Source organism: Rhodococcus sp. 05-2254-6, assembly GCF_002258565.1.
GTDB lineage: Bacteria > Actinomycetota > Actinomycetes > Mycobacteriales > Mycobacteriaceae > Rhodococcoides.
The window spans coordinates 60,754-83,236 of the sequence record NZ_NOZF01000140.1 but is presented as its reverse complement, the minus strand read 5'-3'; the positions used below and the strand labels follow the sequence as shown (position 1 = coordinate 83,236).

The 22,483-nt window shown below is 66.2% G+C and carries 21 protein-coding genes; 4 read left to right on the top strand and 17 right to left on the bottom strand.

Going from position 1 to position 22,483, the window contains the following annotated elements:
* The first annotated feature begins 2 nt into the window (after positions 1-2).
* From zwf to pgl, 3 genes are read left to right on the top strand one after another with little or no spacing between them, the layout of a single operon-like run.
* Positions 3-1,559 (top strand): glucose-6-phosphate dehydrogenase, encoded by a 1,557-nt coding sequence (gene zwf, locus CH256_RS18355; RefSeq protein WP_094641873.1) that lies wholly within the window; start codon positions 3-5, stop codon positions 1,557-1,559.
* On the top strand, positions 1,556-2,464 hold the full coding sequence (gene opcA, locus CH256_RS18350) for a glucose-6-phosphate dehydrogenase assembly protein OpcA (protein WP_170946023.1): 909 nt from the start codon (positions 1,556-1,558) through the stop codon (positions 2,462-2,464). Before zwf ends, opcA begins: the two co-directional genes overlap by 4 nt.
* Positions 2,457-3,203: a 6-phosphogluconolactonase gene (pgl, locus tag CH256_RS18345; protein ID WP_094670227.1), complete on the top strand. Its 747-nt coding sequence runs from the start codon at positions 2,457-2,459 to the stop codon at positions 3,201-3,203. The genes opcA and pgl overlap by 8 nt, the downstream gene beginning before the upstream one ends.
* A 224-nt stretch (positions 3,204-3,427) precedes the next feature.
* Here the strand turns inward: pgl and ppc are convergent, their stop codons facing one another.
* The 15 genes from ppc to rpe all read right to left on the bottom strand — a co-directional run bounded on the left by ppc (position 3,428) and on the right by rpe (position 19,593).
* Positions 3,428-6,259 carry a phosphoenolpyruvate carboxylase gene (gene ppc, locus CH256_RS18340; protein WP_094670226.1) on the bottom strand — a complete coding sequence of 944 codons (2,832 nt, stop codon included), beginning with the start codon at positions 6,257-6,259 and terminating at the stop codon, positions 3,428-3,430.
* A gap of 51 nt (positions 6,260-6,310) precedes the next feature.
* Positions 6,311-6,544, bottom strand: coding sequence for a preprotein translocase subunit SecG (gene secG, locus CH256_RS18335; RefSeq protein ID WP_068050526.1), 234 nt, complete (start codon positions 6,542-6,544; stop codon positions 6,311-6,313).
* A gap of 119 nt (positions 6,545-6,663) precedes the next feature.
* Positions 6,664-7,449 carry a triose-phosphate isomerase gene (gene tpiA, locus CH256_RS18330; RefSeq protein ID WP_068050527.1) on the bottom strand — a complete coding sequence of 262 codons (786 nt, stop codon included), beginning with the start codon at positions 7,447-7,449 and terminating at the stop codon, positions 6,664-6,666.
* Positions 7,450-7,452: 3 nt separating this feature from the next.
* A complete protein-coding gene (locus CH256_RS18325) occupies positions 7,453-8,664 on the bottom strand; it encodes a phosphoglycerate kinase (RefSeq protein WP_032377823.1) in 1,212 nt (403 codons plus the stop codon).
* Between the two features lie 5 nt (positions 8,665-8,669).
* A complete protein-coding gene (gene gap / locus CH256_RS18320) occupies positions 8,670-9,689 on the bottom strand; it encodes a type I glyceraldehyde-3-phosphate dehydrogenase (protein ID WP_032365753.1) in 1,020 nt (339 codons plus the stop codon).
* 120 nt (positions 9,690-9,809) lie between these two features.
* Complete coding sequence (whiA, locus tag CH256_RS18315; protein ID WP_068050529.1) at positions 9,810-10,793, bottom strand: DNA-binding protein WhiA; 984 nt, start codon at positions 10,791-10,793, stop codon at positions 9,810-9,812.
* A complete protein-coding gene (locus CH256_RS18310; protein WP_068050530.1) occupies positions 10,784-11,809 on the bottom strand; it encodes a gluconeogenesis factor YvcK family protein in 1,026 nt (341 codons plus the stop codon). Before CH256_RS18310 ends, whiA begins: the two co-directional genes overlap by 10 nt.
* Positions 11,806-12,699: an RNase adapter RapZ gene (gene rapZ / locus CH256_RS18305; RefSeq protein ID WP_094642373.1), complete on the bottom strand. Its 894-nt coding sequence runs from the start codon at positions 12,697-12,699 to the stop codon at positions 11,806-11,808. The genes CH256_RS18310 and rapZ overlap by 4 nt, the downstream gene beginning before the upstream one ends.
* A 56-nt stretch (positions 12,700-12,755) precedes the next feature.
* Positions 12,756-14,846, bottom strand: a complete 2,091-nt coding sequence (uvrC, locus tag CH256_RS18300; protein WP_094670246.1) for an excinuclease ABC subunit UvrC — start codon at positions 14,844-14,846, stop codon at positions 12,756-12,758.
* A gap of 71 nt (positions 14,847-14,917) precedes the next feature.
* The gene (locus CH256_RS18295; protein ID WP_068050542.1) at positions 14,918-15,376 is read right to left on the bottom strand and encodes a PH domain-containing protein; all 459 of its coding nucleotides are present in this window, start codon (positions 15,374-15,376) and stop codon (positions 14,918-14,920) included.
* A 29-nt stretch (positions 15,377-15,405) separates the two neighbouring features.
* Complete coding sequence (gene ribH / locus CH256_RS18290; protein WP_032398003.1) at positions 15,406-15,903, bottom strand: 6,7-dimethyl-8-ribityllumazine synthase; 498 nt, start codon at positions 15,901-15,903, stop codon at positions 15,406-15,408.
* Positions 15,900-17,189, bottom strand: a complete 1,290-nt coding sequence (locus tag CH256_RS18285) for a bifunctional 3,4-dihydroxy-2-butanone-4-phosphate synthase/GTP cyclohydrolase II (protein ID WP_094670245.1) — start codon at positions 17,187-17,189, stop codon at positions 15,900-15,902. Before CH256_RS18285 ends, ribH begins: the two co-directional genes overlap by 4 nt.
* Before the next feature lie 86 nt (positions 17,190-17,275).
* Positions 17,276-17,887 carry a riboflavin synthase gene (locus CH256_RS18280; RefSeq protein WP_094670225.1) on the bottom strand — a complete coding sequence of 204 codons (612 nt, stop codon included), beginning with the start codon at positions 17,885-17,887 and terminating at the stop codon, positions 17,276-17,278.
* On the bottom strand, positions 17,888-18,919 hold the full coding sequence (ribD, locus tag CH256_RS18275; RefSeq protein ID WP_094670224.1) for a bifunctional diaminohydroxyphosphoribosylaminopyrimidine deaminase/5-amino-6-(5-phosphoribosylamino)uracil reductase RibD: 1,032 nt from the start codon (positions 18,917-18,919) through the stop codon (positions 17,888-17,890). It abuts the gene before it with no gap.
* Positions 18,919-19,593, bottom strand: a complete 675-nt coding sequence (gene rpe / locus CH256_RS18270; RefSeq protein ID WP_068050536.1) for a ribulose-phosphate 3-epimerase — start codon at positions 19,591-19,593, stop codon at positions 18,919-18,921. Before rpe ends, ribD begins: the two co-directional genes overlap by 1 nt.
* 36 nt (positions 19,594-19,629) lie before the next feature.
* Between rpe and CH256_RS18265 the strand changes: the two genes are divergently transcribed.
* A complete protein-coding gene (locus CH256_RS18265) occupies positions 19,630-20,019 on the top strand; it encodes an MmcQ/YjbR family DNA-binding protein (protein WP_094670223.1) in 390 nt (129 codons plus the stop codon).
* 17 nt (positions 20,020-20,036) lie between these two features.
* On the opposite strand, the gene CH256_RS18260 is transcribed toward CH256_RS18265, so the two are convergent.
* Entirely contained in the window at positions 20,037-21,506 is a 1,470-nt protein-coding gene (locus CH256_RS18260; protein ID WP_094670222.1) for an RsmB/NOP family class I SAM-dependent RNA methyltransferase, read from the bottom strand.
* On the bottom strand, positions 21,503-22,426 hold the full coding sequence (gene fmt / locus CH256_RS18255; RefSeq protein WP_094641886.1) for a methionyl-tRNA formyltransferase: 924 nt from the start codon (positions 22,424-22,426) through the stop codon (positions 21,503-21,505). The genes CH256_RS18260 and fmt overlap by 4 nt, the downstream gene beginning before the upstream one ends.
* Between the last annotated feature and the right edge of the window lie 57 nt (positions 22,427-22,483).

Here is a 22,483-nt window from a genome sequence, read left to right as displayed (position 1 = left end):
CTGTGCCCACCGCAGAAACCGAACCTCTCCACTCCGCGGACTGGCGCAACCCTCTCCGCGACGCCCGAGACAAGCGGCTCCCCCGTATCGCGGGCCCGTGCAGCATGGTCATCTTCGGGGTGACCGGCGATCTCGCGCGTAAGAAGCTCATGCCTGCGGTGTACGACCTGGCGAACCGGGGGCTGCTACCCCCCGGTTTCGCCCTGGTCGGATTTGCCCGGCGGGAATGGCAGAACCAGGACTTCGCCAAGATCGTGCACGATTCCGTGCGCGATCACGCGCGAACACCGTTCAGCGAGGAGGTGTGGAACACCCTCGCCGAAGGATTCCGGTTCGTCCAAGGCTCCTTCGACGACGACGCCGCGTTCGACGAGCTGTCACGAACACTGACCGAACTCGACGAGACCCGCGGCACCGGCGGGAATCACGCCTTCTATCTGTCCATTCCGCCGAGCGCGTTCCCGGTCGTCCTCGAGCAGCTGTCGCGCTCGGGCCTGGCGCAGAGCAAGGACGGCAACTGGAGACGCGTCGTCATCGAGAAGCCGTTCGGACACGATCTGCAGAGCGCGAAAGAGCTCAACGCGGTCGTGAACCGAGTGTTCCCCGAGGACACCGTGTTTCGCATCGACCACTATCTCGGCAAGGAGACGGTGCAGAACATCCTGGCACTGCGCTTCGCCAACCAGCTGTTCGATCCGATCTGGAATGCGCATTACGTCGACCACGTCCAGATCACGATGGCCGAGGACATCGGATTGGGCGGTCGCGCAGGGTATTACGACGGAATCGGCGCCGCCCGCGACGTCATCCAGAACCACCTTCTGCAGCTTCTCGCCATCACAGCGATGGAGGAGCCGGTGAGCTTCAACCCCAAGGAGCTGCAATCGGAGAAGATCAAGGTGCTCTCGGCCACCAAACTCGCCGAGCCACTCGATCGAACCTCGGCGCGCGGTCAGTATTCCGCGGGGTGGCAGGGCAGCCAGAAAGTGAAGGGCCTCAAGGAGGAAGAGGGCTTCGACTCCGAGTCGAACACCGAAACCTACGCCGCCATCACCCTGGAGGTGGATACGCGACGCTGGGGTGGGGTGCCGTTCTACCTTCGTACCGGCAAGGCACTCGGGCGTCGAGTCACCGAGATCGCGATGGTGTTCAAGCGCGCTCCACACCTGCCGTTCGACGCCACGATGACCGAGGAACTCGGTCAGAACGCGTTGGTGATCCGAGTCCAACCCGACGAGGGCGTGACGATGCGGTTCGGCTCCAAGGTGCCGGGATCGAGCATGCAGGTGCGCGACGTCAGCATGGACTTCAGCTACGGCCAGGCGTTCACCGAATCCTCGCCCGAGGCGTACGAACGCCTCATCCTCGACGTGCTGCTCGGTGAGCCGTCGCTGTTCCCGGTCAATGCCGAAGTGGAACTGTCGTGGAAGATCCTCGATCCCATTCTGGAATTCTGGGCTTCCGGCGGCACCGCGGAACCGTACGAAGCCGGTACCTGGGGGCCTTCCTCGGGTGACGAGATGATGCACCGCACCGGACGCGAATGGAGAAGACCGTGATTGTCGACATCCCCGCCACGACGACGGCCGAGGTCGGCAAGAAGTTGGTGGAGGTGCGCGAAGCAGGCGGTGCGGTGACCATCGGCCGGGTGCTGACACTGATCGTCGCCAGCCGTGATCCGGCCAAGGCCGAACGGGCGATCGACGCAGCGAACGAGGCCAGCCGCGAGCACCCGTGCCGCGTCATCGTGCTCATCCACGGAGACCGATCCGCCGAATCGAGCCTCGACGCACAGATCCGGGTGGGCGGAGACGCCGGTGCATCGGAGGTCGTCGTGTTGCGCCTGAACGGCGAACTCGCCGATCACGAGCACAGTGTGGTGATCCCGTTCCTGCTGCCCGATACCCCGATCGTGGCGTGGTGGCCGGACGAGGCACCGACCGTTCCGGCGAAGGATCCGCTGGGACGCTTGGCAATTCGGCGGATCACCGATGCCACGAACTCGCCCGACACCACGGCGACGATCAAGGGTCGGCTCAGCAGCTACACCGAGGGCGACACCGATCTCTCCTGGAGTCGCATCACGTACTGGCGCGGCCTGTTGGCCACCGCGCTCGACCAGGCTCCGTTCGAGGCGGTCGTCTCGGCCACGGTGTCCGGACTGGCCGAAGAACCCGCACTCGACATCCTGGCAGGTTGGCTGGCCGCCAAACTCGACGTGCCGGTCCACCGCCGTGCGGGTGAGCTGAAGGTGGAGCTGATCAGAGAGAACAGCAGCATCTCGCTGACGCGTCCGCAGACCGGCAAGACCGCAACCCTGCGACGCACCGGTCAGCCCGACGCGGAGGTCGCACTGGCGCGTCGCAACACTCGCGAGTGCCTCGCCGAGGAACTGCGCAGACTCGACACGGATGAGATCTACGAACTCGCCCTGCACGGACTGTCGAAAGTGAGCTATGAGTAAGACATCGGTACTCCAGTACTTGGACGCGCAGGCCCTGGTCGACGCTGCACGATCTCGCTTCGTCGACGTGGTCACGGCCGCGCAGGCCGAGCGCGGCTTCGCATCGGTGGTGATCACCGGCGGCGGCACCGGAATCGCGCTGCTGCAAGCGCTACGTGAGGACTCCGGATCGATCGACTGGGGCAAAGTCGACATCTATTTCGGCGACGAACGCTTCCTACCCTCGGGTGATCCCGAACGCAACGAGGTCCAGGCCTCGGAGGCGCTGCTCGATCACGTCGATGTCCACCCGGATCGGGTGTTCCGGATGGCCGCATCGGACGGACCGCACGGAAGCGACCCCGAGGTGGCCGCGGCAACGTACGCACAGATCCTGCATTCCGGATCGGAGGGTGAGCCGACGCCCCGGTTCGACGTCCATCTCCTCGGTATGGGCGGCGAAGGCCATATCAATTCACTCTTCCCCCACACCGATGCAGTGCGTGAACAGCACCGCTTCGTCGTGGCGGTCGAGGACTCCCCCAAGCCCCCGCCGGTGCGCATCACACTGACACTGCCTGCGGTTCGCCGCGCACAGCACGTGTGGTTGCTCGTCTCCGGAGCGAACAAAGCCGACGCCGTCGCCGCTGCGGTGGGCGGAGCCGATTCCGACGACGTCCCGTCGGCAGGCGCGCTGGGCACCGAATCGACGGTCTGGTTCCTCGATGCCGGCGCAGCGTCCAAGCTGGACACCGTCTGATTCCACCCGACTAATCGGGGTCGGCAGCGTCGGGGTCGCATCCCGGCCGCTCGCAGTCGTAGTCGCCGACGCCCCGGGCATATCCTGATATCGAACGACCGATCCGCCTACTGCTCCCGCGGTAGGCGGATCCGTCTCTCCAGGTATCGATCGAACTACTGCACTGCGTCATACCTCGTTGGACGCGATCGACCGACAACCGGTTCCTCGCCCCTCGTGCGTGGCTAACCGCTGTTGCGCAGCGCCGTCGCGAGACCGTTCATCGTCAGCAGAATTCCTCGCTTGACCCGTTCGTCGTCGTCACCGTTGCGGTATCGACGCAGCATCTCGACCTGCATCTGATTGAGCGGCTCCAGGTACGGGAAGCGATTGTGCACCGAGCGCTCCAGCGACGGGTTGTCTTCGAGCAGGCGACTGTGACCGGTGATCTTCAGGTACATCCGCACCGTCGTTGCATGTTCGGCTTCGATCATCCCGAAGATCCGCGCGCGCAGGTCTGCGTCGGGAACCAACTCCGCGTACCGAGCCGCGATGCCCAGATCCGATTTGGCCATGACCTGCGCGAGGTTGGACAGAACGGTCTGGAAGAACGGCCACTTTCGGTACAGCTCGGTCAGCACCTCGAGCTTGGAATCGTCGTCGCCGACCCACTCCTCGAATGCCGAACCGGTGCCGTACCAGCCGGGCAGCATCACCCGGCACTGACTCCACGACATCACCCACGGAATGGCACGCAGGTCGTACACCGAGTTCGTCGGCTTTCTCGATGCCGGACGGGAGCCGATGTTCAGCTCACCGACCTCGGCGACCGGTGTGGACGTTCGGAAGTACTCGACGAAACCGGGCTCCTCGTGCACCAGCCGGCCGTAGGCCGCACGCGCCTTCGCGGCGAGGTCGTCCAGGATGTCGTATGCGGCTTCTGCGCCGTCTCCGAGACCCTCCACATCCAGCAGAGTCGATTCGAGAGTTCCCGCGACCAGAGACTCGAGATTTCGGCGCGCCATGGACGGCTCGGCGTATTTCGCCGCGATGATCTCGCCCTGCTCGGTGAGCCGCAACGAACCCTGTACCACTCCGGGCGGCTGCGCCAGGATCGCGTCGTAGCTGGGACCGCCGCCGCGGCCGACCGTACCGCCGCGACCGTGGAAGAGCCGCAAGCGAATACCCGTCTTGCGTGAGGCCTCGAGCAGATCCAACTCGGCGCGGTACAGCGCCCAGTTCGCCGCGAGGTATCCACCGTCCTTGTTCGAGTCCGAATACCCCAGCATGACTTCCTGGTTCATGCCGCGCCCGGCCACCAGCGCGCGGTAGATCGGAACGTCGAGCGTGGCGAGCAGGGTGGCGGCGCCCTGCTGCAGATCCTCGATGGTCTCGAACAGTGGCACGACACCCACCGTCGACGTGGGTGCCGAGCCGTCGGTGCCGGGGTCGAAGATGCCTGCTTCCTTGAGCAGCAACGCCGCTTCGAGCATGTCACTGACCGACTGACACATGCTGATGATGTAGTTCTGGATGGTGTCGGGGCCGAGGTGATCGATGGCCTCTTTGGCGGCCCTGACGATGCCCAGTTCCTTGGTGGCGAGTTCACTGAGCTGCGCGTTGGGGCCGACGAGCGGCCGCCTGGTCGCAAGTTCCTGCGACAGAACCGAGACCCGCTCGTCCTCGCCGAGGGACATGTAATCGGAGTGGACACCGGCCCAGGCCAACAGCTCGGCGACCACCTCTTCGTGGGTCTCGGAGTTCTGCCTCATGTCCAACGCCTGCAGATGGAATCCGAACGTCTCGACCGACTGCCGAAGCCGCAGCAGACGATCGTCGGCGATCAATGCATCCCCGTCGGCGCGTAGAGCCCGATCGATCACGTCGAGGTCGTCGAGAACGTCTTGCGGACCGGCGTACTTCTCCGCACCTAGGTCGATCCCGGAGACCGGCACCGCGTCGAGCACAGCCCGGGCGGTGGCCGTGAGCCGCGCCCGGATACCGGCGACGGCGACGCGATACGGCTCGTCCGATCGACGGTCGTCCGGCTCGGTCGATGCGCCGGCCAGAGCCTCGAGATCCTCGGTGACATCCACCAGACGCGCGGACATCGACAATTCCTTCTCCAGCGCGACCAATTCGTCGAGGTAATGCTCGAACGCCACGTATCCCGCTTGATGGGTCGCGGTGTGGACCACCTCTGCGGTCACGTTCGGATTGCCGTCGCGGTCGCCGCCGATCCAGGAACCGGGCCGGAGAATGGGGCGCGGCAGTAGATCCTCCTCGGGCCACCGTGCCCGCAGCGCTGCCCGCACGTCGGCGTTCAACGCCGGCATGACATCGAACAGGGAGGACTCGAAATACCGGAGGCCGACCTCGATTTCGTCCTGAATCCTCAACCGTGACAACCGAATCAGAGCCGTCTCCCACAGGGTCAGTACCTGCCTGCGGATCTGTACGTCGATGGCGGCCAGTTCCTTCGCCGCAGTGGCGGCCTTGCCCTCACGTGCCGCAGCGGCGACATCGCGGCGCCGCATCAGCTCGGTGATCTTCGACTGCACATCGAACACGGTGCGTCGACGTGTTTCGGTGGGGTGCGCGGTGATCACCGGCGCGACCAACGCATCCGTCAGGGCCGCGCCCACCTGCTCGCGCGACGGTGCTGCGGCATCGATCTTGAGCCAGGTGGCGTCGAGACTGCTGTCCTGTGGCGGGTCCTCGCGGTCGAGGTGAATCGCTCGACGACGTTCGCGGTGTAGATCCTCGGCAAGATTGGCCAGCAGCGAGAAGTGACTGAACGCGCGAATCAGTGGAACTGCCTGTGCCACTTCGACGTCGGTGTAGCGTCCGACGGAATCGTCGCGTTCTATCTCCGACCTGCGTACCGCGAAGGATTCGACGCGAGCCGACTCGATCAGCTCGAAGACGTCGTCGCCCTCGTGCTCGCGAATGATCTCACCCAGGATGCCGCCGAGATAGCGGATGTCCTCACGGAGAGGCTCTGTCAACTCCCGACCCTGAGCTGTCGGTGGGACGAAGGCTGGGGAACCGACTGACTCGTAGGAGGATTCGCTCATCCACCCAGTATCGTCGCTCCGTCACCAACTCGCACTCGGAGCCGAATCCGATCAGGTGTACTTGATCTCCAGGCCGATACCGAGGATGGCGATGAGCCAGATGATGCCGGTGAAGACCGTGAGGCGATCGAGGTTCTTCTCGACGACGGTGGAACCGGAGAGGCTGGACTGCACTCCGCCACCGAACAGGCTGGACAATCCGCCGCCCTTGCCGCGATGCAGCAGGATCAGCAAGATCAGTGCCAGGCTGGTGACGACCAGCAGAATATCCAGAAACAGATCCATGTCCACCTCAAACTCGATTCGATGCCTTCAGCAGCCTACCTGGCCCCGCGAACGGCTTCGGACACCCCGCCGAAGCGAGGTGTCCGAAAACCGTCCGATACAGCGTTGCCGATGGCCGATCAGGGCAGGGGTCCGCCTGCGGCGATGGCCGACAACGTGGCGAACTCGTCCGCCTTGAGCGAAGCGCCACCGACGAGGGCACCGTCGACGTCGGGCTGTCCGACGATCTCACCGACGTTCTTCGCGTTGACCGAGCCGCCGTAGAGCACTCGCACGCCCGCGGCGACCTCGTCCGAGGACAGCGCCTTCAGTTCCTCACGAATGGCACCGCACACTTCCTGAGCGTCCGACGCCGACGCGACCCGGCCGGTACCGATGGCCCATACCGGCTCGTAGGCGATGACGACCTTGGAGATGTCGTCGGCCGACAGTCCTTCGAGTGACCCGCGCAGCTGTGCCACGTTGTAGGCCACGTGCTCGCCGGCCTCACGGATGTTCAGACCCTCGCCGATGCACACGATCGGAGTGAGGCCGTTCTTCAGGGCCGCCTTCGTCTTGGCGAGCACGACGGCGTCGTCCTCGCTGTGCAGCGTGCGTCGCTCGGAGTGACCGACGACGACGAAGGTGCACCCCAGCTTGGCCAGCATCGATCCGCTGATCTCGCCGGTGAAGGCACCCTTGTCCTCGGACGAGACGTCCTGCGCACCGTAGGTGAGCAGCAGTTTGTCGCCCTCGACCAGGGTCTGCACGCTGCGGATGTCGGTGAACGGCGGGATCACCGTCACGTCGACCTTGTCGAAGTACTTCTCGGGCAACGAGAATGCGATCTTCTGCACCAGCGAGATGGCCTCGAGGTGGTTGAGGTTCATCTTCCAGTTGCCCGCGATGAGCGGCTTACGTGCCATGCGTTACGCCTCCAGGACGGATAGGCCGGGGAGCTGCTTGCCTTCGAGGTATTCGAGGGATGCACCGCCGCCGGTGGAGATGTGCGAGAAGCCGTCGTCGGGCAGTCCGAGGGTGCGTACCGCAGCGGCCGAGTCGCCGCCACCGACGACGCTGAACGCGCCCTTCTCGGTGGCTCCGATGATCGCTTCGGCGATGCCCTTGGTGCCGGCCGAGAACTTGTCGAACTCGAACACTCCGGCCGGTCCGTTCCAGAAGACGGTCTTGGCATTCGAAAGAACGACGGCGAAGCGGCTGACCGAATCGGGTCCGATGTCCAGACCCATCCAGCCGTCCGGAATCTCGGATGCCTTCACGGTCTTCGCCTCGGCGTCCGCCGCGAACTTGTCTCCGACGACGATGTCGACGGGCAGGTGGATCACGTCACCGAAACGCTCGAGCAGGTCCTTGCAGACCCCGATCTGGTCCTCCTGCAACAACGAGTTGCCGACCGAATATCCCTGCGCGGCAAGGAAAGTGAACGCCATGCCGCCGCCGATGACCAGGGTGTCGACCTTGGGGGCCAACGCCTCGATGACGCCGAGCTTGTCCGAGACCTTGGAGCCGCCGAGCACCACCGCGTAGGGACGCGCAGCGTCCTCGGTGAGCTTGGCCAGTACCTCGACCTCGGCCGCGACGAGAGTGCCCGCGTAGTGGGGCAGCAACTGCGCCACGTCGTAGACCGATGCCTGCTTGCGGTGCACGACGCCGAATCCGTCGGAGACGAAGGCCGCGTCGTCGCCGGCCAGAGCAACGAGCTCACGAGCCAGAGCAGCTCGCTCGGATTCGTCCTTGCTGGTCTCGCGCGGATCGAAGCGAATGTTCTCGAGCAGCAGCACGTCGCCGTCGGTCAGACCCTCGGCCCGAGCCTCGGCGTCCTGACCCACCACGTCGCCCGCGAGCTGAACGTGGCGTCCGAGCAGTTCGCCGAGCTTCGCTGCGACCGGAGCCAGGCTGTACTTCGCGTCGGGCTTGCCGTCGGGACGACCGAGGTGCGCGGTCACGATGACCTTGGCACCCGCCTCGACCAGTGCCCGGAGAGTCGGGATCGACGCCTGGATGCGGCCGGGGTCGGTGATCGTGCCGTCCTCGAGCGGGACATTGAAGTCCGATCGCACGAGGACGCCACGGCCTTCGACACCGGCATCGAGCAGATCCTGCAGTGTCTTGACAGCCATCGGTGTCAGAGGGACTTGCCGACGAGACCGATGAGGTCGGCGAGGCGGTTGGAGTAGCCCCACTCGTTGTCGTACCAGGAGACAATCTTGACCTGATCGTCGATGACCTTCGTCAGCGGCGCATCGAAGATCGACGAGTGCGGGTCGGTGACGATGTCCGAGGAGACGATCGGATCGGTGTTGTACTTCAGGATGCCCTTGAGGGGGCCCTCGGCTGCGGCCTTCATGGCGGCGTTGATGTCGTCGGCGCTTGCCTTCTTCTTCAACAGCGCAGTCAGGTCGGTGACCGAGCCGGTGGGGATCGGTACCCGAAGCGCGTAGCCGTCGAGCTTGCCGAGCAGCTGCGGGAGAACCAGGCCGATGGCCTTGGCCGCGCCGGTGCCGGTCGGGACCACGTTCAGGGCTGCAGCGCGGGCGCGACGCAGGTCGCTGTGCGGGCCGTCCTGCAGGTTCTGGTCCTGCGTGTACGCGTGAATGGTGGTCATCAGACCCGAGACGATGCCGAACTCGTCGTCGAGAACCTTGGCGATGGGGCCGAGGCAGTTGGTGGTGCACGACGCGTTGGAGATGATGTTCTGGCTGCCGTCGTACTTGTCGTCGTTGACGCCCATCACGATGGTGATGTCCTCGCCCTTGGCGGGCGCGGAGATGATGACCTTCTTGGCACCGGCATCGATGTGGCCCTGTGCCTTGGCAGCGTCGGTGAAGATGCCGGTGGACTCGACGACGACGTCGACACCCAGGTCACCCCACGGAAGTGCGGACGGGCCCTCACGCAGCGACAGCGCCTTGATCTTCTGGCCACCGACGACGATGGTGTCCTCGCCCTCGAGCGAGACATCGTGCGGCAAGCGACCCAGGATCGAGTCGTACTTGAGCAGGTGTGCGAGCGATGCGTTGTCGGTCAGGTCGTTGACAGCAACGATTTCGATGTCGGTGGTACCGAGCGCCTTCTGCGCATCGACAGCCCTGAAGAAGTTACGCCCGATGCGGCCGAAGCCGTTGACGCCTACCCGGATCGTCACTGTTCGCTCCTAAAAGTTGTGAAAACAGATGTCTGATTGTGCCTGCGTGCGGGGTGCCACACGCGGTTCCCACCCTAGTGTGCGCGCAGGCAGAGCGCGCGCATCACGTGATCGGGCCGGTCATGCCTCGTCGAGCAACTCGGCGGTGACGGCGGACTCGGTGTCCGGAATTCCGGTTTCCTTCGCCTTGCGGTCGGCCATGGACAGCAGGCGTCGAATTCGGCCTGCCACAGCGTCCTTGGTCATCGGCGGGTCGGCCAACTGGCCGAGTTCCTCGAGCGACGCCTGGCGATGCTGTACCCGGAGCGAGCCCGCGGCGGCCAGATGATCCGGCACGTCCTCGCCGAGGATGTGCAGGGCCCGCTCGACGCGCGCTGCGGCGGCGACGGCGGCCCTGGCCGAGCGGCGCAGGTTGGCGTCGTCGAAGTTGGCGAGCCGGTTCGCGGTTGCCCTGACCTCGCGTCGCATCCGTCGTTCTTCCCAGATCAACCGGGTGTCCTGTGCGCCCATGCGGGTGAGCAGTGCCCCGATCGCCTCGCCGTCGCGGACGACCACTCGATCGGTGCCGCGGACCTCGCGTGCCTTGGCGGCCACGCCGAGGCGTCGAGCGGCTCCGACGAGCGCGAGAGCTGCCTCGGGACCCGGGCAGCTGATCTCCAGAGCCGAGGATCGACCCGGTTCGGTGAGTGAACCGTGCGCCAGGAATGCGCCCCGCCATGCCGCCTCGGAGTCCCCCACCGTGCCGCCGACCACCTGGGCGGGCAGGCCGCGAACCGGGCGACCGCGCAGGTCCAACAGGCCGGTCTGCCGCGCCAGTGCCTCGCCGTCCTTGGCCACGCGCACCACGTAGCGAGAGGTCTTGCGGAGCCCGCCTGCTCCGAGCATGTGCACGTCGGAGGAGTAGCCGTACAGCTCGAAGATCTCCCGACGCAGCCGTCTCGCAATGGACCCGAGATCCACCTCTGCCTCGACCACCACGCGGCCTGCCACGATGTGCAATCCGCCGGCGAATCGCAGGAGTGCGGACACCTCGGCCTTGCGGCAACTGACCTGACTGACGGTGAGCCTGCTCAGCTCGTCCTTGACCTCCGCTGTCATGGCCACGAAGTGATCCCCTCTCTGCGTGCGGTAGTCGGTGCGGTGCCGTCGGTGGACGACACGATGGAACCGAGAGCCGCAGCAAGCTTGCCGTAATGATGTGCGTGGGTGCCGTTTTCGGCAACGTCGACGTAGACGACCTCGGCACCGAGCCGGGCCGCTGCCCGCGCCACGTGCTCGCGGTTGCTGCCTTCCGGGACCGAGGCGGAATCGACCAACACGTAGTCGATTCCCAAATCCGGTGCGTGTTGGGAGAGTACGTGGACATGGCGCTCGGCGGAGAATCCGGTGGTCTCCCCCAGCTCCGGTGCCAGGTTCAACACCAGTACCTTCGGCGCGCTCGTGCGAGCGAGCGCGGCGAGCTGATCGGGCACCAACACGTGCGGGATGACGCTGGAGAACCACGATCCCGGTCCGAGCACCACGAGGTCGGCCTTATCGATCGCAGCGAGTGCATCCGCCGAGGCAGGCGGTTCGGGTGGCAACAGTCGAACGCGGCGAACCTTGCCCGGAGTCGTCGCCACCGCAACCTGTCCGCGAATGACGCGGCTCACACGTGGGTCGTCCTCCAGACCGGAGACATCGGCCTCGATGTCGAGTGCGATCGGCGACATCGGAAGCACCCGTCCGTCGATTCCGAGCATCCGCACCATCTCGTCGAGTGCGGCGATCGGATCGCCCAGTACCTCGGTGAGGCCGGCGAGGATGAGGTTGCCCACCGAATGCCCGGCCAGAGCGCCCGTGCCGCCGAAGCGGTGCTGCAGGACGTCCGTCCAGAGCTGCGTCCTCTCGTCCGATCGTGCCAGCGCAGCCAGTGCCATGCGCAGGTCTCCGGGCGGAATGACGCCGAGCTCGGCCCGCAGACGCCCCGAGGATCCCCCGTCGTCGGCGACCGTGACGATGGCGGTGACGTCGGGACCGAGCAGCCGGGCCGCCGACAGCGTGGCGTACAGGCCGTGCCCGCCGCCGAGCGCGACGATCCTGGGGCCCGCTGTCGGTACTTCGGTGTCGACCTCGCTCATTCGCGACCCAGATCCCGATGCAGCACGCGCACCGACACATCACCCTGGTCGGCGAGAATTGCCGCCAGTGCCTCGGTCATCGCGACACTTCGATGCTTCCCTCCGGTGCAGCCAACGGCCACCGTCATGTACCTCTTGCCTTCCCGCACGTATCCCTCGATGGTCAGATTCAGCAGGTGCGTGTACGTCTGCAGATAATCGCGTGCCCCGTCCTGCCCCAACACGTAGTCGCGAACGTCCGCGTCCTGGCCGGTATGTTCGCGCAGCTCGGGCACCCAATGTGGGTTGGGCAGAAAGCGCACGTCGCAGACCAGGTCGGCGTCCATCGGCAGGCCGTACTTGAAGCCGAACGACTGCACGGTGACGCCCACTCCGGTGGTCTCGGCCGCGCCGAACACCGTCTCGATCTTGCGCCGGAGTTGATGCACGGACAGGGACGTGGTGTCCACCGTGAGATCCGCAGCTGCCTTGACCTGAGCGAGTCGCAACCGTTCGGCGGTGATGCCCTCGGTCAGCGTTCCGTCCTGACCGTCGTTCTGCAGGGGATGGCTACGCCGGTTGGACTCGAATCGACGGATCAGCACGGCGTCGGACGCATCCAGGAAGAGCACTCTGTTGCGCACGCCCTTGGAGTCGAGTTCTTTCACCACCCAGCCCAGATCGCCGGTGAACAGGCGGCTTCGAACGTCCATCACCAGTGCCAGACGCTCGATTCTGGGCTTGGACTCGCGTCCGAGATCGACCATCTTGGAGATGAGCTCCGGCGGTAGGTTGTCGGCGACGTACCAGCCGAGATCCTCGAGAATCTTGGCCGCAGTGCGCAATCCTGCACCGGACACCCCGGTGACCAACGCCACCTCGATCTCGTCGTGCTGCGACTCCCCCTCGATGGACTGCTCGAGGTGTTCTTCGGACGGTGGATGTCTCTGTGTCTGGTGTTCGCTCACTACGAAGCCTGTCCCGCCGATTCCACACGCGGTGCGATCGCATGTTCCGCCGTGTTCTCGCCCGATGTCGTTGCACTTGCGTTGCCATCATCGCCTACATCGGCGTCGTCCGTGTCGGAACCCAGCGCGGCCAGCACCGACTTGGCCGTGGTCTCTCCGATTCCCGGAACCTCGACGATCTCCGCGACCGTTGCACGCTTGAGGTTGGCGACCGAACCGAAGTGTGCCACCAACGCTGTTCGACGCGACTCACCGAGTCCGCGAACCGAATCGAGGGCCGACGCCGTCATCCGCCGTGATCGCTTGCTGCGATGGAACGTGATCGCAAACCGGTGCGCTTCGTCTCGGACCCGTTGCAGCAGATAAAGCGATTCGCTCGTGCGCGGCAGGATGACCGGATCCTCCTCCCCCGGAACCCATACCTCCTCGAGACGCTTCGCCAGACCGACCACAGCGACGTCGGTCACGCCGAGCTCGTCCATTACCGCTGCGGCGGCGGCCACCTGAGGGGCACCGCCGTCGACGACGAACAGGTTGGGTGGATACGCGAATTTTCGCGGTCTGCCGGTCTGCGGATCCAAGGCCGCTTCGGGGGCCAGATCGCCCCCTGTTCCCTCGGCCGTACCGTCGGCCGAATGTCGCAAAAATCGGCGACGAGTCACCTCGGCGATGCTCGCCACGTCGTCGGAATGCCCGTCGCCTGCCGCTTCCTTGATCGCGTAGTGGCGGTAGTCGCTCTTGCGGGGCAGTCCGTCCTCGAAGACGACGAGCGAGGCCACCACGTCGGTTCCCTGCACGTGGGAGATGTCGATGCACTCGATGCGCAGTGGTGCGGAATCCAGATCCAGCGCCTCCTGAATACCCTGCAGCGCAGCCGATCTGGACGTGAAGTCGCCTGCACGCTTGAGCTTGTGCTGCTGCAGGGCCTCCTTGGCGTTGCGCTCGACGGTCTCGGCCAACGCCTTCTTGTCGCCGCGTTGCGGAACTCGCAAGGTCACGTTCGAGCCCCGGAGTTCACTGAGCCAGACCTGAACCTCGTCGGCGTTGTCCGGCAGGACCGGAACCAGTACTTCCCTCGGGACGGCATTGGATCCACCGTCGTCGCCGCCCGGTGCCTGTGCGGACAGGGCTGCCTGCTCGCCGTAGAACTGCGTCAGGAACTGTTCGACCAGGGCGGGCAGATCGGCCTCGTCCTGGCGTTCGATCACCTCGCCTGCCTTCTCCACCACCCAGCCGCGTTGCCCTCGCACACGGCCGCCGCGGACGTGGAATACCTGAACTGCCGCTTCCAGGGCATCGGTGGCGAAGGCGACGAGATCGGCGTCGGTGCCGTCGCCGAGCACCACTGCCTGCTTCTCCAGTGCTCGACGCAGCGCACCGACGTCGTCTCGCAGACGCGCGGCGGTCTCGAAATCGAGGTCCTCGGACGCAGCCTGCATCTTCTTCTCGAGCTGACGAACGAGCTTGTCCGTCTTACCGGCCAGGAAGTCACAGAAGTCCTCGACGGTGCGCCGATGCTCGTCGGCGCTGACTCGGCCGACACACGGTGCCGAGCACTTGTCGATGTAACCCAGCAGGCAGGGCCTGCCGATCTGATTGTGGCGCTTCAGCACTCCGGTCGAGCACGTGCGGGCGGGGAACACCCGCAACAGAAGATCCAGCGTCTCCCGAATCGCCCACGCGTGCGCGTAGGGGCCGAAATACCGCACGCCCTTGCGCCTCGGTCCGCGGTAGACGAACAACCGCGGGTATTCCTCGTTCATCGTCACCGCGAGCATCGGGTAGCTCTTGTCGTCGCGATATCGGACGTTGAACCGTGGATCGAACTCCTTGATCCAGTTGTACTCGAGCTGCAGGGCCTCGACCTCGGTGGTCACCACCGTCCACTCCACCGAAGCCGCGGTGGTGACCATCTGGCGAGTGCGAGGATGCAGCGAGGCGATGTCTGCGAAGTAGGAATTGAGCCGACTGCGGAGGCTTTTGGCCTTTCCTACGTAGACGACGCGACCGTGCGGATCGCGGAATTTGTACACCCCCGGCTCCACCGGGATGGTTCCGGTGGCCGGGCGGTAGGTAGCGGGGTCGGACACGGCAACCACGTTAGCCGTCGGGTCCGACGTTCTCCGCATCCGCAGCTCAGCTGTGGTGCGGAGTTCCGACGTCAGTCCCGATCGACCTCGATGTCCGGAACCGAGGCGGCGGGCGCGTACTTACGCTCGAGTGTGCGGAACTGTCTCACCGCCGCGACCGCGTGGTCACGATCGTTGGACTGGATGGCCATCACGTTGATGAACTCGTCGTCGGGAATGTCGACTCTGGCCCACATGGCTCCGTCCGGGAAGGACAGGCCACGCACCAGATCCCATTCGATGAGACGCTCCGACAACAGGTTCCGTACCGCGACACCGGCCGGCCCGACGCGAATGCGCGGGCGCGTCAGCACTAGCGCCAGGCCTCCCAGAAGGACTCCGATTCCCGCCATCGCGAGCTGGTCGGCGGTTCTGAAGTACACCCCGGTCGGCGACACTCGCAGCAGGACGGCGACGGTCGAGTGCGCCACCACGAGCAGTACCGCGGTCGCGATGGCGTAGCGGGCCGACTTACGCGACTTCACCACCATGTCCCACTCGGCGGACGGTGCGCTGCCGGTCACGTGAACTCCTGATTCGTCCAGGGTTGGCGGAGATGCTTGAGAGTCAGCGCCGTGTCGATCGCGGCCGCCGTGGCCTGTGCGCCCTTGTCCTCGAACGAACCGGGCAGTCCGGCGCGATCGAGCGCCTGCTGCTCGTCGTTGGTGGTGAGCACGCCGTTGGTGACCGGAGTGCCCTCGTCGAGCGAGACACGCGTCAGCCCGGCCGTCACGGCGTCGCAGACGTACTCGAAATGCGGTGTGCCGCCACGGATGACGACGCCGAGAGCGACGACGGCGTCGTGGTTGCGGGCCAGCGCCTGCGCGACGACGGGCAGTTCGATGGCTCCGGCGACACGGATGACCGTGACGTCCTCGATCCCCGCCGACTCGGCTTTGCGAAGTGCACCGTCGAGCAGCGCCTGGGAGATCTTCTGGTGCCATTGACCGGCCACGATCGCCAGCTTGAGATCACTCGCGCCTGCCAGCTGCAGGGTGGGTTCGCCTTCGCCGCTCATGATGTGGCCCCATTCTCGTTGGCAGGAGTGGAGCCTGCGGAATGACCATTTTCGAAGTCGTCGAGCCCGGTGAGGTCGTGGCCCATGCGGTCGCGCTTGGTGCGCAGGTAGGTGAGGTTCTCGGCGTTGGCGCGCAACGGCATCGGCACTCGCTCGGTCACGTGCAGTCCGTAGCCGTCGAGTCCCACTCGTTTGGCGGGGTTGTTGGTCAGCAGCCGCATCGAGGACACGCCGAGGTCGACGAGGATCTGGGCACCGATTCCGTAGTCGCGCGAGTCGGCGGGGAGTCCGAGCTGCAGGTTGGCGTCGACGGTGTCGGAGCCTGCGTCCTGGAGTTGGTAGGCCTGGAGCTTGTGCAGCAGACCGATGCCGCGACCTTCGTGTCCGCGCATGTACAGCACGATGCCGCGGTCCTCGGCGGCGACCATTTCCAGCGCCGCGTCGAGCTGTGGTCCGCAGTCGCAGCGCAGTGATCCGAACACGTCGCCGGTGAGGCATTCGGAGTGCACTCGAACGAGCACGTCGTTGCCGTCCCCGTCGGGGCCCGCGATGTCGCCGCGGACGAGCGCGACGTGTTCGACCTCGTCGTAGATGCTCTGGTAGCCGACGGCGCGGAAGGTGCCGTGGCTGGTGGGGATTCGGGCGTCGGCGACGCGGACGACGTGCTTCTCGTGCTTGCGACGCCAGGCGATGAGGTCGGCGATGGAGATGAGAGCGAGGTCGTGTTCGTCGGCGAAGACGCGCAGTTCGTCGGTCTGTGCCATCGCGCCCTCGTCCTTCTGGCTGACGATTTCGCAGATGACGCCTGCAGGCCTCAGGTCTGCCATGCGGGCGAGGTCGACGGCCGCCTCGGTGTGGCCGGGGCGACGCAGCACTCCGCCGTCCTTGGCGCGCAGGGGTACGACGTGGCCCGGCCGGGTGAAGTCGTTGGCTCCGGTGTCGGGATCGGCGAGCAGTCGCATCGTGGCCGCCCGGTCGGATGCCGAGATTCCGGTGCCGATGCCTTCGCGGGCGTCGACGGTGACGGTGTACGCGGTGCCGTGCTTGTCCTGATTGGTGGCGAACATCGGTGGCAGGCCGAGCCGGTCGCAGTCCTCACCGGAGAGCGGAACGCAGAGGTAACCGGAGGTGTAGCGGACCATGAAGGCGACCAGTTCGGGGGTGGCCTTCTCGGCGGCGAAGATGAGGTCGCCTTCGTTCTCGCGGTCCTCGTCGTCGACGACCACCACTGCTTTGCCCGCAGCGATGTCCGCAACTGCGCGCTCGATACTGTCGAACCTGGTCACCACGGTGTGCTCCATACGTCTCGGGCCTGGCTCAGCGCCCTGGAAATTCTCCGATGCACCATCGATTGCGTGCACGTCAACAGTACTTACTGTGCGTCGATCGTCTGCAGCCGCTCCACGTACTTGGCGATGACGTCGACTTCGAGGTTGACCGGCGTTCCGACCTCGGCCGTGCCGAGAGTGGTCAGGTCGAGGGTGGTGGGGATCAGGGAGATCTCGAACCAGTGCGCACCGTCGTCGGCACCGAGTCCGGAGACGGTGAGCGAGACGCCGTCGACGGTGATCGAGCCCTTCTCGACGACGTAGCGTGCGACCGAGGTGGGCAGTGCGATGCGCACGACCGTCCAGTTCTCCGACGGGGACCGGCCGATGATGGTCCCGGTGCCGTCCACATGGCCCTGCACCAGGTGCCCACCGAGGCGGCTGCCGAGCGCGGCTGCCCGCTCGAGGTTGACGCGGCTGCCCACATCGAGGGCACCGAGGCTCGAGCGGTTCAGAGTTTCCTGCATGACGTCGGCGGTGAATCCGCCGTCGGGCAGTACCTCGACGACGGTCAGGCAGACGCCGTTCACGGCGATGGAGTCGCCGTGGCCTGCATCCGAGGTCACCACCGGTCCGCGGACGGTGAACCGCGCGGCGTCGGGAAGTTCGTCCTTGGCCACGATCTCGCCGAGCTCTTCGACAATTCCGGTGAACATCTACTTCGCTCCTTCGGGCACGACGCCGATCAGAATGTCGTTGCCGATCATGGTGACTGTCTCCGTGCGGAACCGAATTGCGTCGGCAATTGTTCCGATACCCGCATTCTCCACCGCTGCGGGCCCGCTGCCCAACACGGCCGGCGCGACGTACGCCACGACGCGGTCCACGAGCCCGGCGGCGAGGAACGCTCCGGCCAACGTCGGACCGCCTTCGAGCTGGATGTCGGTGTGCTCGTGCAGAGCGTCGATCACGGCGGCGGGGTCGTGTGTGTCCAGGAACACGGTGGGTGCGTCGGATCCACGGATTGCCGCGGTCGACGGAATCGGCCGAGATCCGACGACGACGCGGACGGGCTGGTGGGGCGCAAGGGTCCCGTCGGGACGTCGTGCGGTCAGGCGCGGGTCGTCGGCCAGTACGGTGCCGGTTCCCACCACGATGGCGTCGAGCTTGGCCCGTTCGGCGTGGACGTGCGCCCGGGACTGCGGTCCGGTGATCCACTGGCTCGTGCCATCCGCCGCCGCGCTACGGCCGTCCAGGGTGGCGGCATATTTCCACGTCACGTGCGGCCGCCCGGTGCGTTGCTTGTGCAACCAGGCTCGCAGCGGACCCTGCCGCACCTCGGTCTCGCCGGTCCCCTGTTCGACGCGAATGCCCGCCGCGCGCAGGGTGTCTCCGCCGCCCGATGCGAGCGGATTCGGATCTGCGACGGCATGCACGACTGCGGCGATGCCCGCCGCGATCAGGGCCATTGAGCACGGTCCGGTGCGGCCGGTGTGGTTGCAGGGTTCGAGGGTCACCACCGCGGTACCGCCGCGAGCTCGGTCCCCGGCCTCGGCCAGCGCGACGATCTCGGCGTGTGGTCCGCCGGGCGGGCGAGTCGAACCGATGCCGACGACGATGCCGTCGGCATCGAGGATCACCGCGCCGACCGGGGGGTTGGGACTGCTGATGCCCCGGGCGGCTTCGGATGCCTCGACGGCGAGGGCCATGGCGTCCGCGACGGACAGTGTTGCGCCCTGGCCGTTCATTACGACAGGTGATGTGATGCGCGGGCGGCGCGGGCACGGAGGTCGCGCACGGCGACCGCGGGGTCGGCGGTGTTGTAGACGGCCGATCCGGCCACGAAACAGTCGATTCCGGCCTCCGCGGCCTGCTCGATCGTATCGGAGTTGATGCCGCCGTCGATTTCCACTATCAGCCGGAGATCACCGGAATCGACAAGTGCCCGAACAGCTTTCGCCTTGGAGAGCACCTCGGGCATGAACGACTGTCCGCCGAAGCCCGGCTCCACGCTCATCACCAGCAGGGTGTCGAAGTCGCGCAGGATCTCGAGGTACGGCTCGATGGGTGTTCCCGGCTTGACGGACAGGCCTGCTTTCGCGCCCGCGGCGCGGATGTCGCGTGCCACTGCGGACGGGTCGTCGGTTGCCTCGGCGTGGAAGGTGACGTTGTACGCCCCGGCCTCGGCGTAGGGCGGAGCCCAGCGGGCCGGGTCCTCGATCATCAGGTGGCAGTCGAGGGGGATGTTCGTCGCCTTCAGCAAGCTCTCCACGACCGGCAGACCCAGGGTGAGGTTCGGCACGAAGTGCGCGTCCATGACGTCGACGTGCAGCCAGTCGGCTCCGGCCACCGCCTCGGCTTCGGCAGCCAGACGAGCGAAATCAGCGGACAGGATCGAGGGGGCAATCATCGGGGAAACCACGATTGACGAGCCTAGCCCAGCCGGTATCGTTCGCCCATGACCACCATGGATTACGCGGCGACGGTGATCGCCGAGTTGCCCGAGGTCACCGAGGGTGTTCGGTACGGCCATCCGGCATGGTCGGTGGGCAAGAACGTCTTCGTGTGGATTCGGCCGTTCAGCAAGGCCGATCTGAAGCGGTTCGGCAGCGAGATTCCGCCCAGCGGGCCGATCCTCGCGGTCCGCACCGCTGATCCGAACGAAAAGGAAGCCATCCTCGCCGCCCACCCGCGGGCGTGCTTCACCATCCCGCATTTCGACGGGTTCGCCGCCTTTCTGGTCGACATCGACAACACCGGCGACGACGAACTGCGAGAACTGATCGTCGACGGCTGGCTGGTCTACGCCCCGAAGGATGTGGCCGAGACGTTCCTGGCCGGCGACTGATCACATCGGCATGCTGTTTACATCGGTTTACGCAGCGCCGCCATGAACATCGCGTCCGTACCGTGTCGGTGCGGCCACAGTTGCACCGACGTGCCGTCTCCGAGTTGTGGGACACCCGGCACCAGCTCACGGGTACTGAGCGGCTCGACGCCGTAGCGGCGGATCGCGTCGGCGACGACGGCCGTGGTTTCGGACAGATGCGGCGAGCAGGTCGAGTACAGCACCACTCCACCGGGGCGAACCAGCTGTATTGCCGCTGCCAGCAGTTCTTTCTGCAGAGTCACGAGCGCCGCCACGTCGGAAGGTTGTCGACGCCAGCGTGCTTCGGGCCTGCGTCGCAGGGCACCGAGTCCGGTGCACGGCGCATCGACGAGCACTCGGTCGTAGCCGCCGTCGAGTCCGGACGCTCGACCGTCGACGGTGTGCACCGTCACCGGAAGATCTTTCGTCGTCTTCGACACCAGATCGGCTCGGTGCGGGGTCGGTTCGACGGCGTCGACCGTGGCACCGTCGATTTCGGCGATGGCACCGATCAGGGCAGCTTTACCGCCCGGTCCGGCGCACAGGTCCAGCCACCGGCCACCGTCCTCGCCGACGAGCGGTGCCAGGGTGAGCGCCCGGCCGACGAGTTGACTGCCTTCGTCCTGCACTCCGGCCAACCCGTCACGGACGGCGTCGATCTTGCCGGGATCACCGCCGTCGAGGTGCACGGCATACGGCGAATAGGGCCCCTCTTCTCCCCCGGTGATCAGCGCCAGTTCTTCGGCGGAGATCTCTCCGGGCCGGGCGACCAGGTGCACCGAGGGGCGCGCGTCGTCGGCCTCGAGGACGGCGGCGAGTTCACCGGCGTCGGCACCGAGTGCATCGGCGAAGGCCTGCGCGATCCACGTGGGATGCGCGTACTCGAACGCGAGGTGGCCGACGGGATCGACCCCCGCCTCGGGCGCAAGTTCGTCGACCCACTGCGCCGCCGTGCGTTCGGACACGCGCCGCAACACGGCGTTGACGAAACCGGCTTTGCCGGAACCGAATTCGGACCGAGCCAGGTCCACCGACGTGGCGACGGCGGCGTGAGGAGCCACCCGTGTACGCAGCAGTTGATACGAGCCGAGCCGCAGAATGTCGAGTAGTGGTCCGTCGATCTCGGCGGCGGGCCGACCGGCGGCGTGGGCGATCACCGCGTCGAGCACACCACGAGCTCGGGACGCGCCGTACGCGAGTTCGGTGGCCAGTGCCGCGTCGCGTGAGTCGAGCTTGCGCTCTCGCAGCAAACCGGGCAGCACCAGGTTGGCGTAGGCATCCCGCTCGCGCACGGCCTTCAGCACGTCCCTGGCCGCGCGACGGGCCGGGTCGATCGCGTCGACGGCACGGGGTCCCCCGCCCTGCGGGGGCCGGTTTCCCTTCGGACCACGCGCACCGGGCGACTTCTTGGTGGTCTTTCGGGCCGGACTCGACTCGCGCTTTCGAGGCCTGTCGGGTTCTGTCATCGCGCTACCGCCGTATCGTCCAGCCGAGCGCCGCGCGCCCAGTCGAGTGCCTTCATGAGCTTCTTGCCCTGCGGTTGAACTTCGCCGAGAACCACTGCCGTCGTACCTGTTCCGATGTGCACCCCGGACTTGCGCACCTCGATCGAACCCGGCGCGAGCGTGTCCTCGGAGTGCTGAACCGGTGAGATCTTGACGCGGAGTTCACCGATCGTGGTCCATGCGCCCGGTGCGGGGGTCACCGATCTGATGTGCCGATCGACGAATGCAGCAGACCGCGTCCAGTCGATGCGTGCGGCGTCGACGCTGACCTTGCTCGCGTAGGAGATCCCGTCCTCGGGCTGCGGATGCGCCGATGCCGTCCCGTCCTCGATCGCGTCGAGGGTGGCAGCGAGTAGGTCTGCTCCGCTCGACGCCAGCCGGGTGAGCAGGTCCCCCGTCGTGTCGGTTGCGCGTACCCGCTCGGTGACGACGCCGAGTACCGGGCCGGTGTCCATTCCCGCGTCGAGCAGGAAGGTGGAGGCACCGGTGATCTCGTCGCCTGCGGCGATGGCGGCCTGTACCGGCGCGGCACCTCGCCATGCGGGCAGCAACGAGAAGTGCAGATTGATCCAGCCGAAGCGAGGGATGTCCAGCACCGGCTGCGGCAGCAGTGCCCCGTACGCGACCACCGGACACACGTCGGGTGCGAGTTCGGTGAGCTGTGAGACGAAATCCGGATCCGCGGGCTTCGCGGGTGTGAACACGGGGATTCCGTGCTCGTCGGCCAGCTGCCCGACCGGTGAGCGCATCGTCTTGCGACCTCTACCGGCAGCGGCGTCGGGCCGAGTCACCACCGCGATCACCTCGTGGCGTTCGGACTCGAGCAGTGCCCGCAGCGACGGGACCGCGGGCTCCGGTGTACCGGCAAAGACGACGCGCACTCGAGCAACTCCCTGGGATGGACGAAAGGATCTCGGGTGTCCATCCTAGGGAGTCGC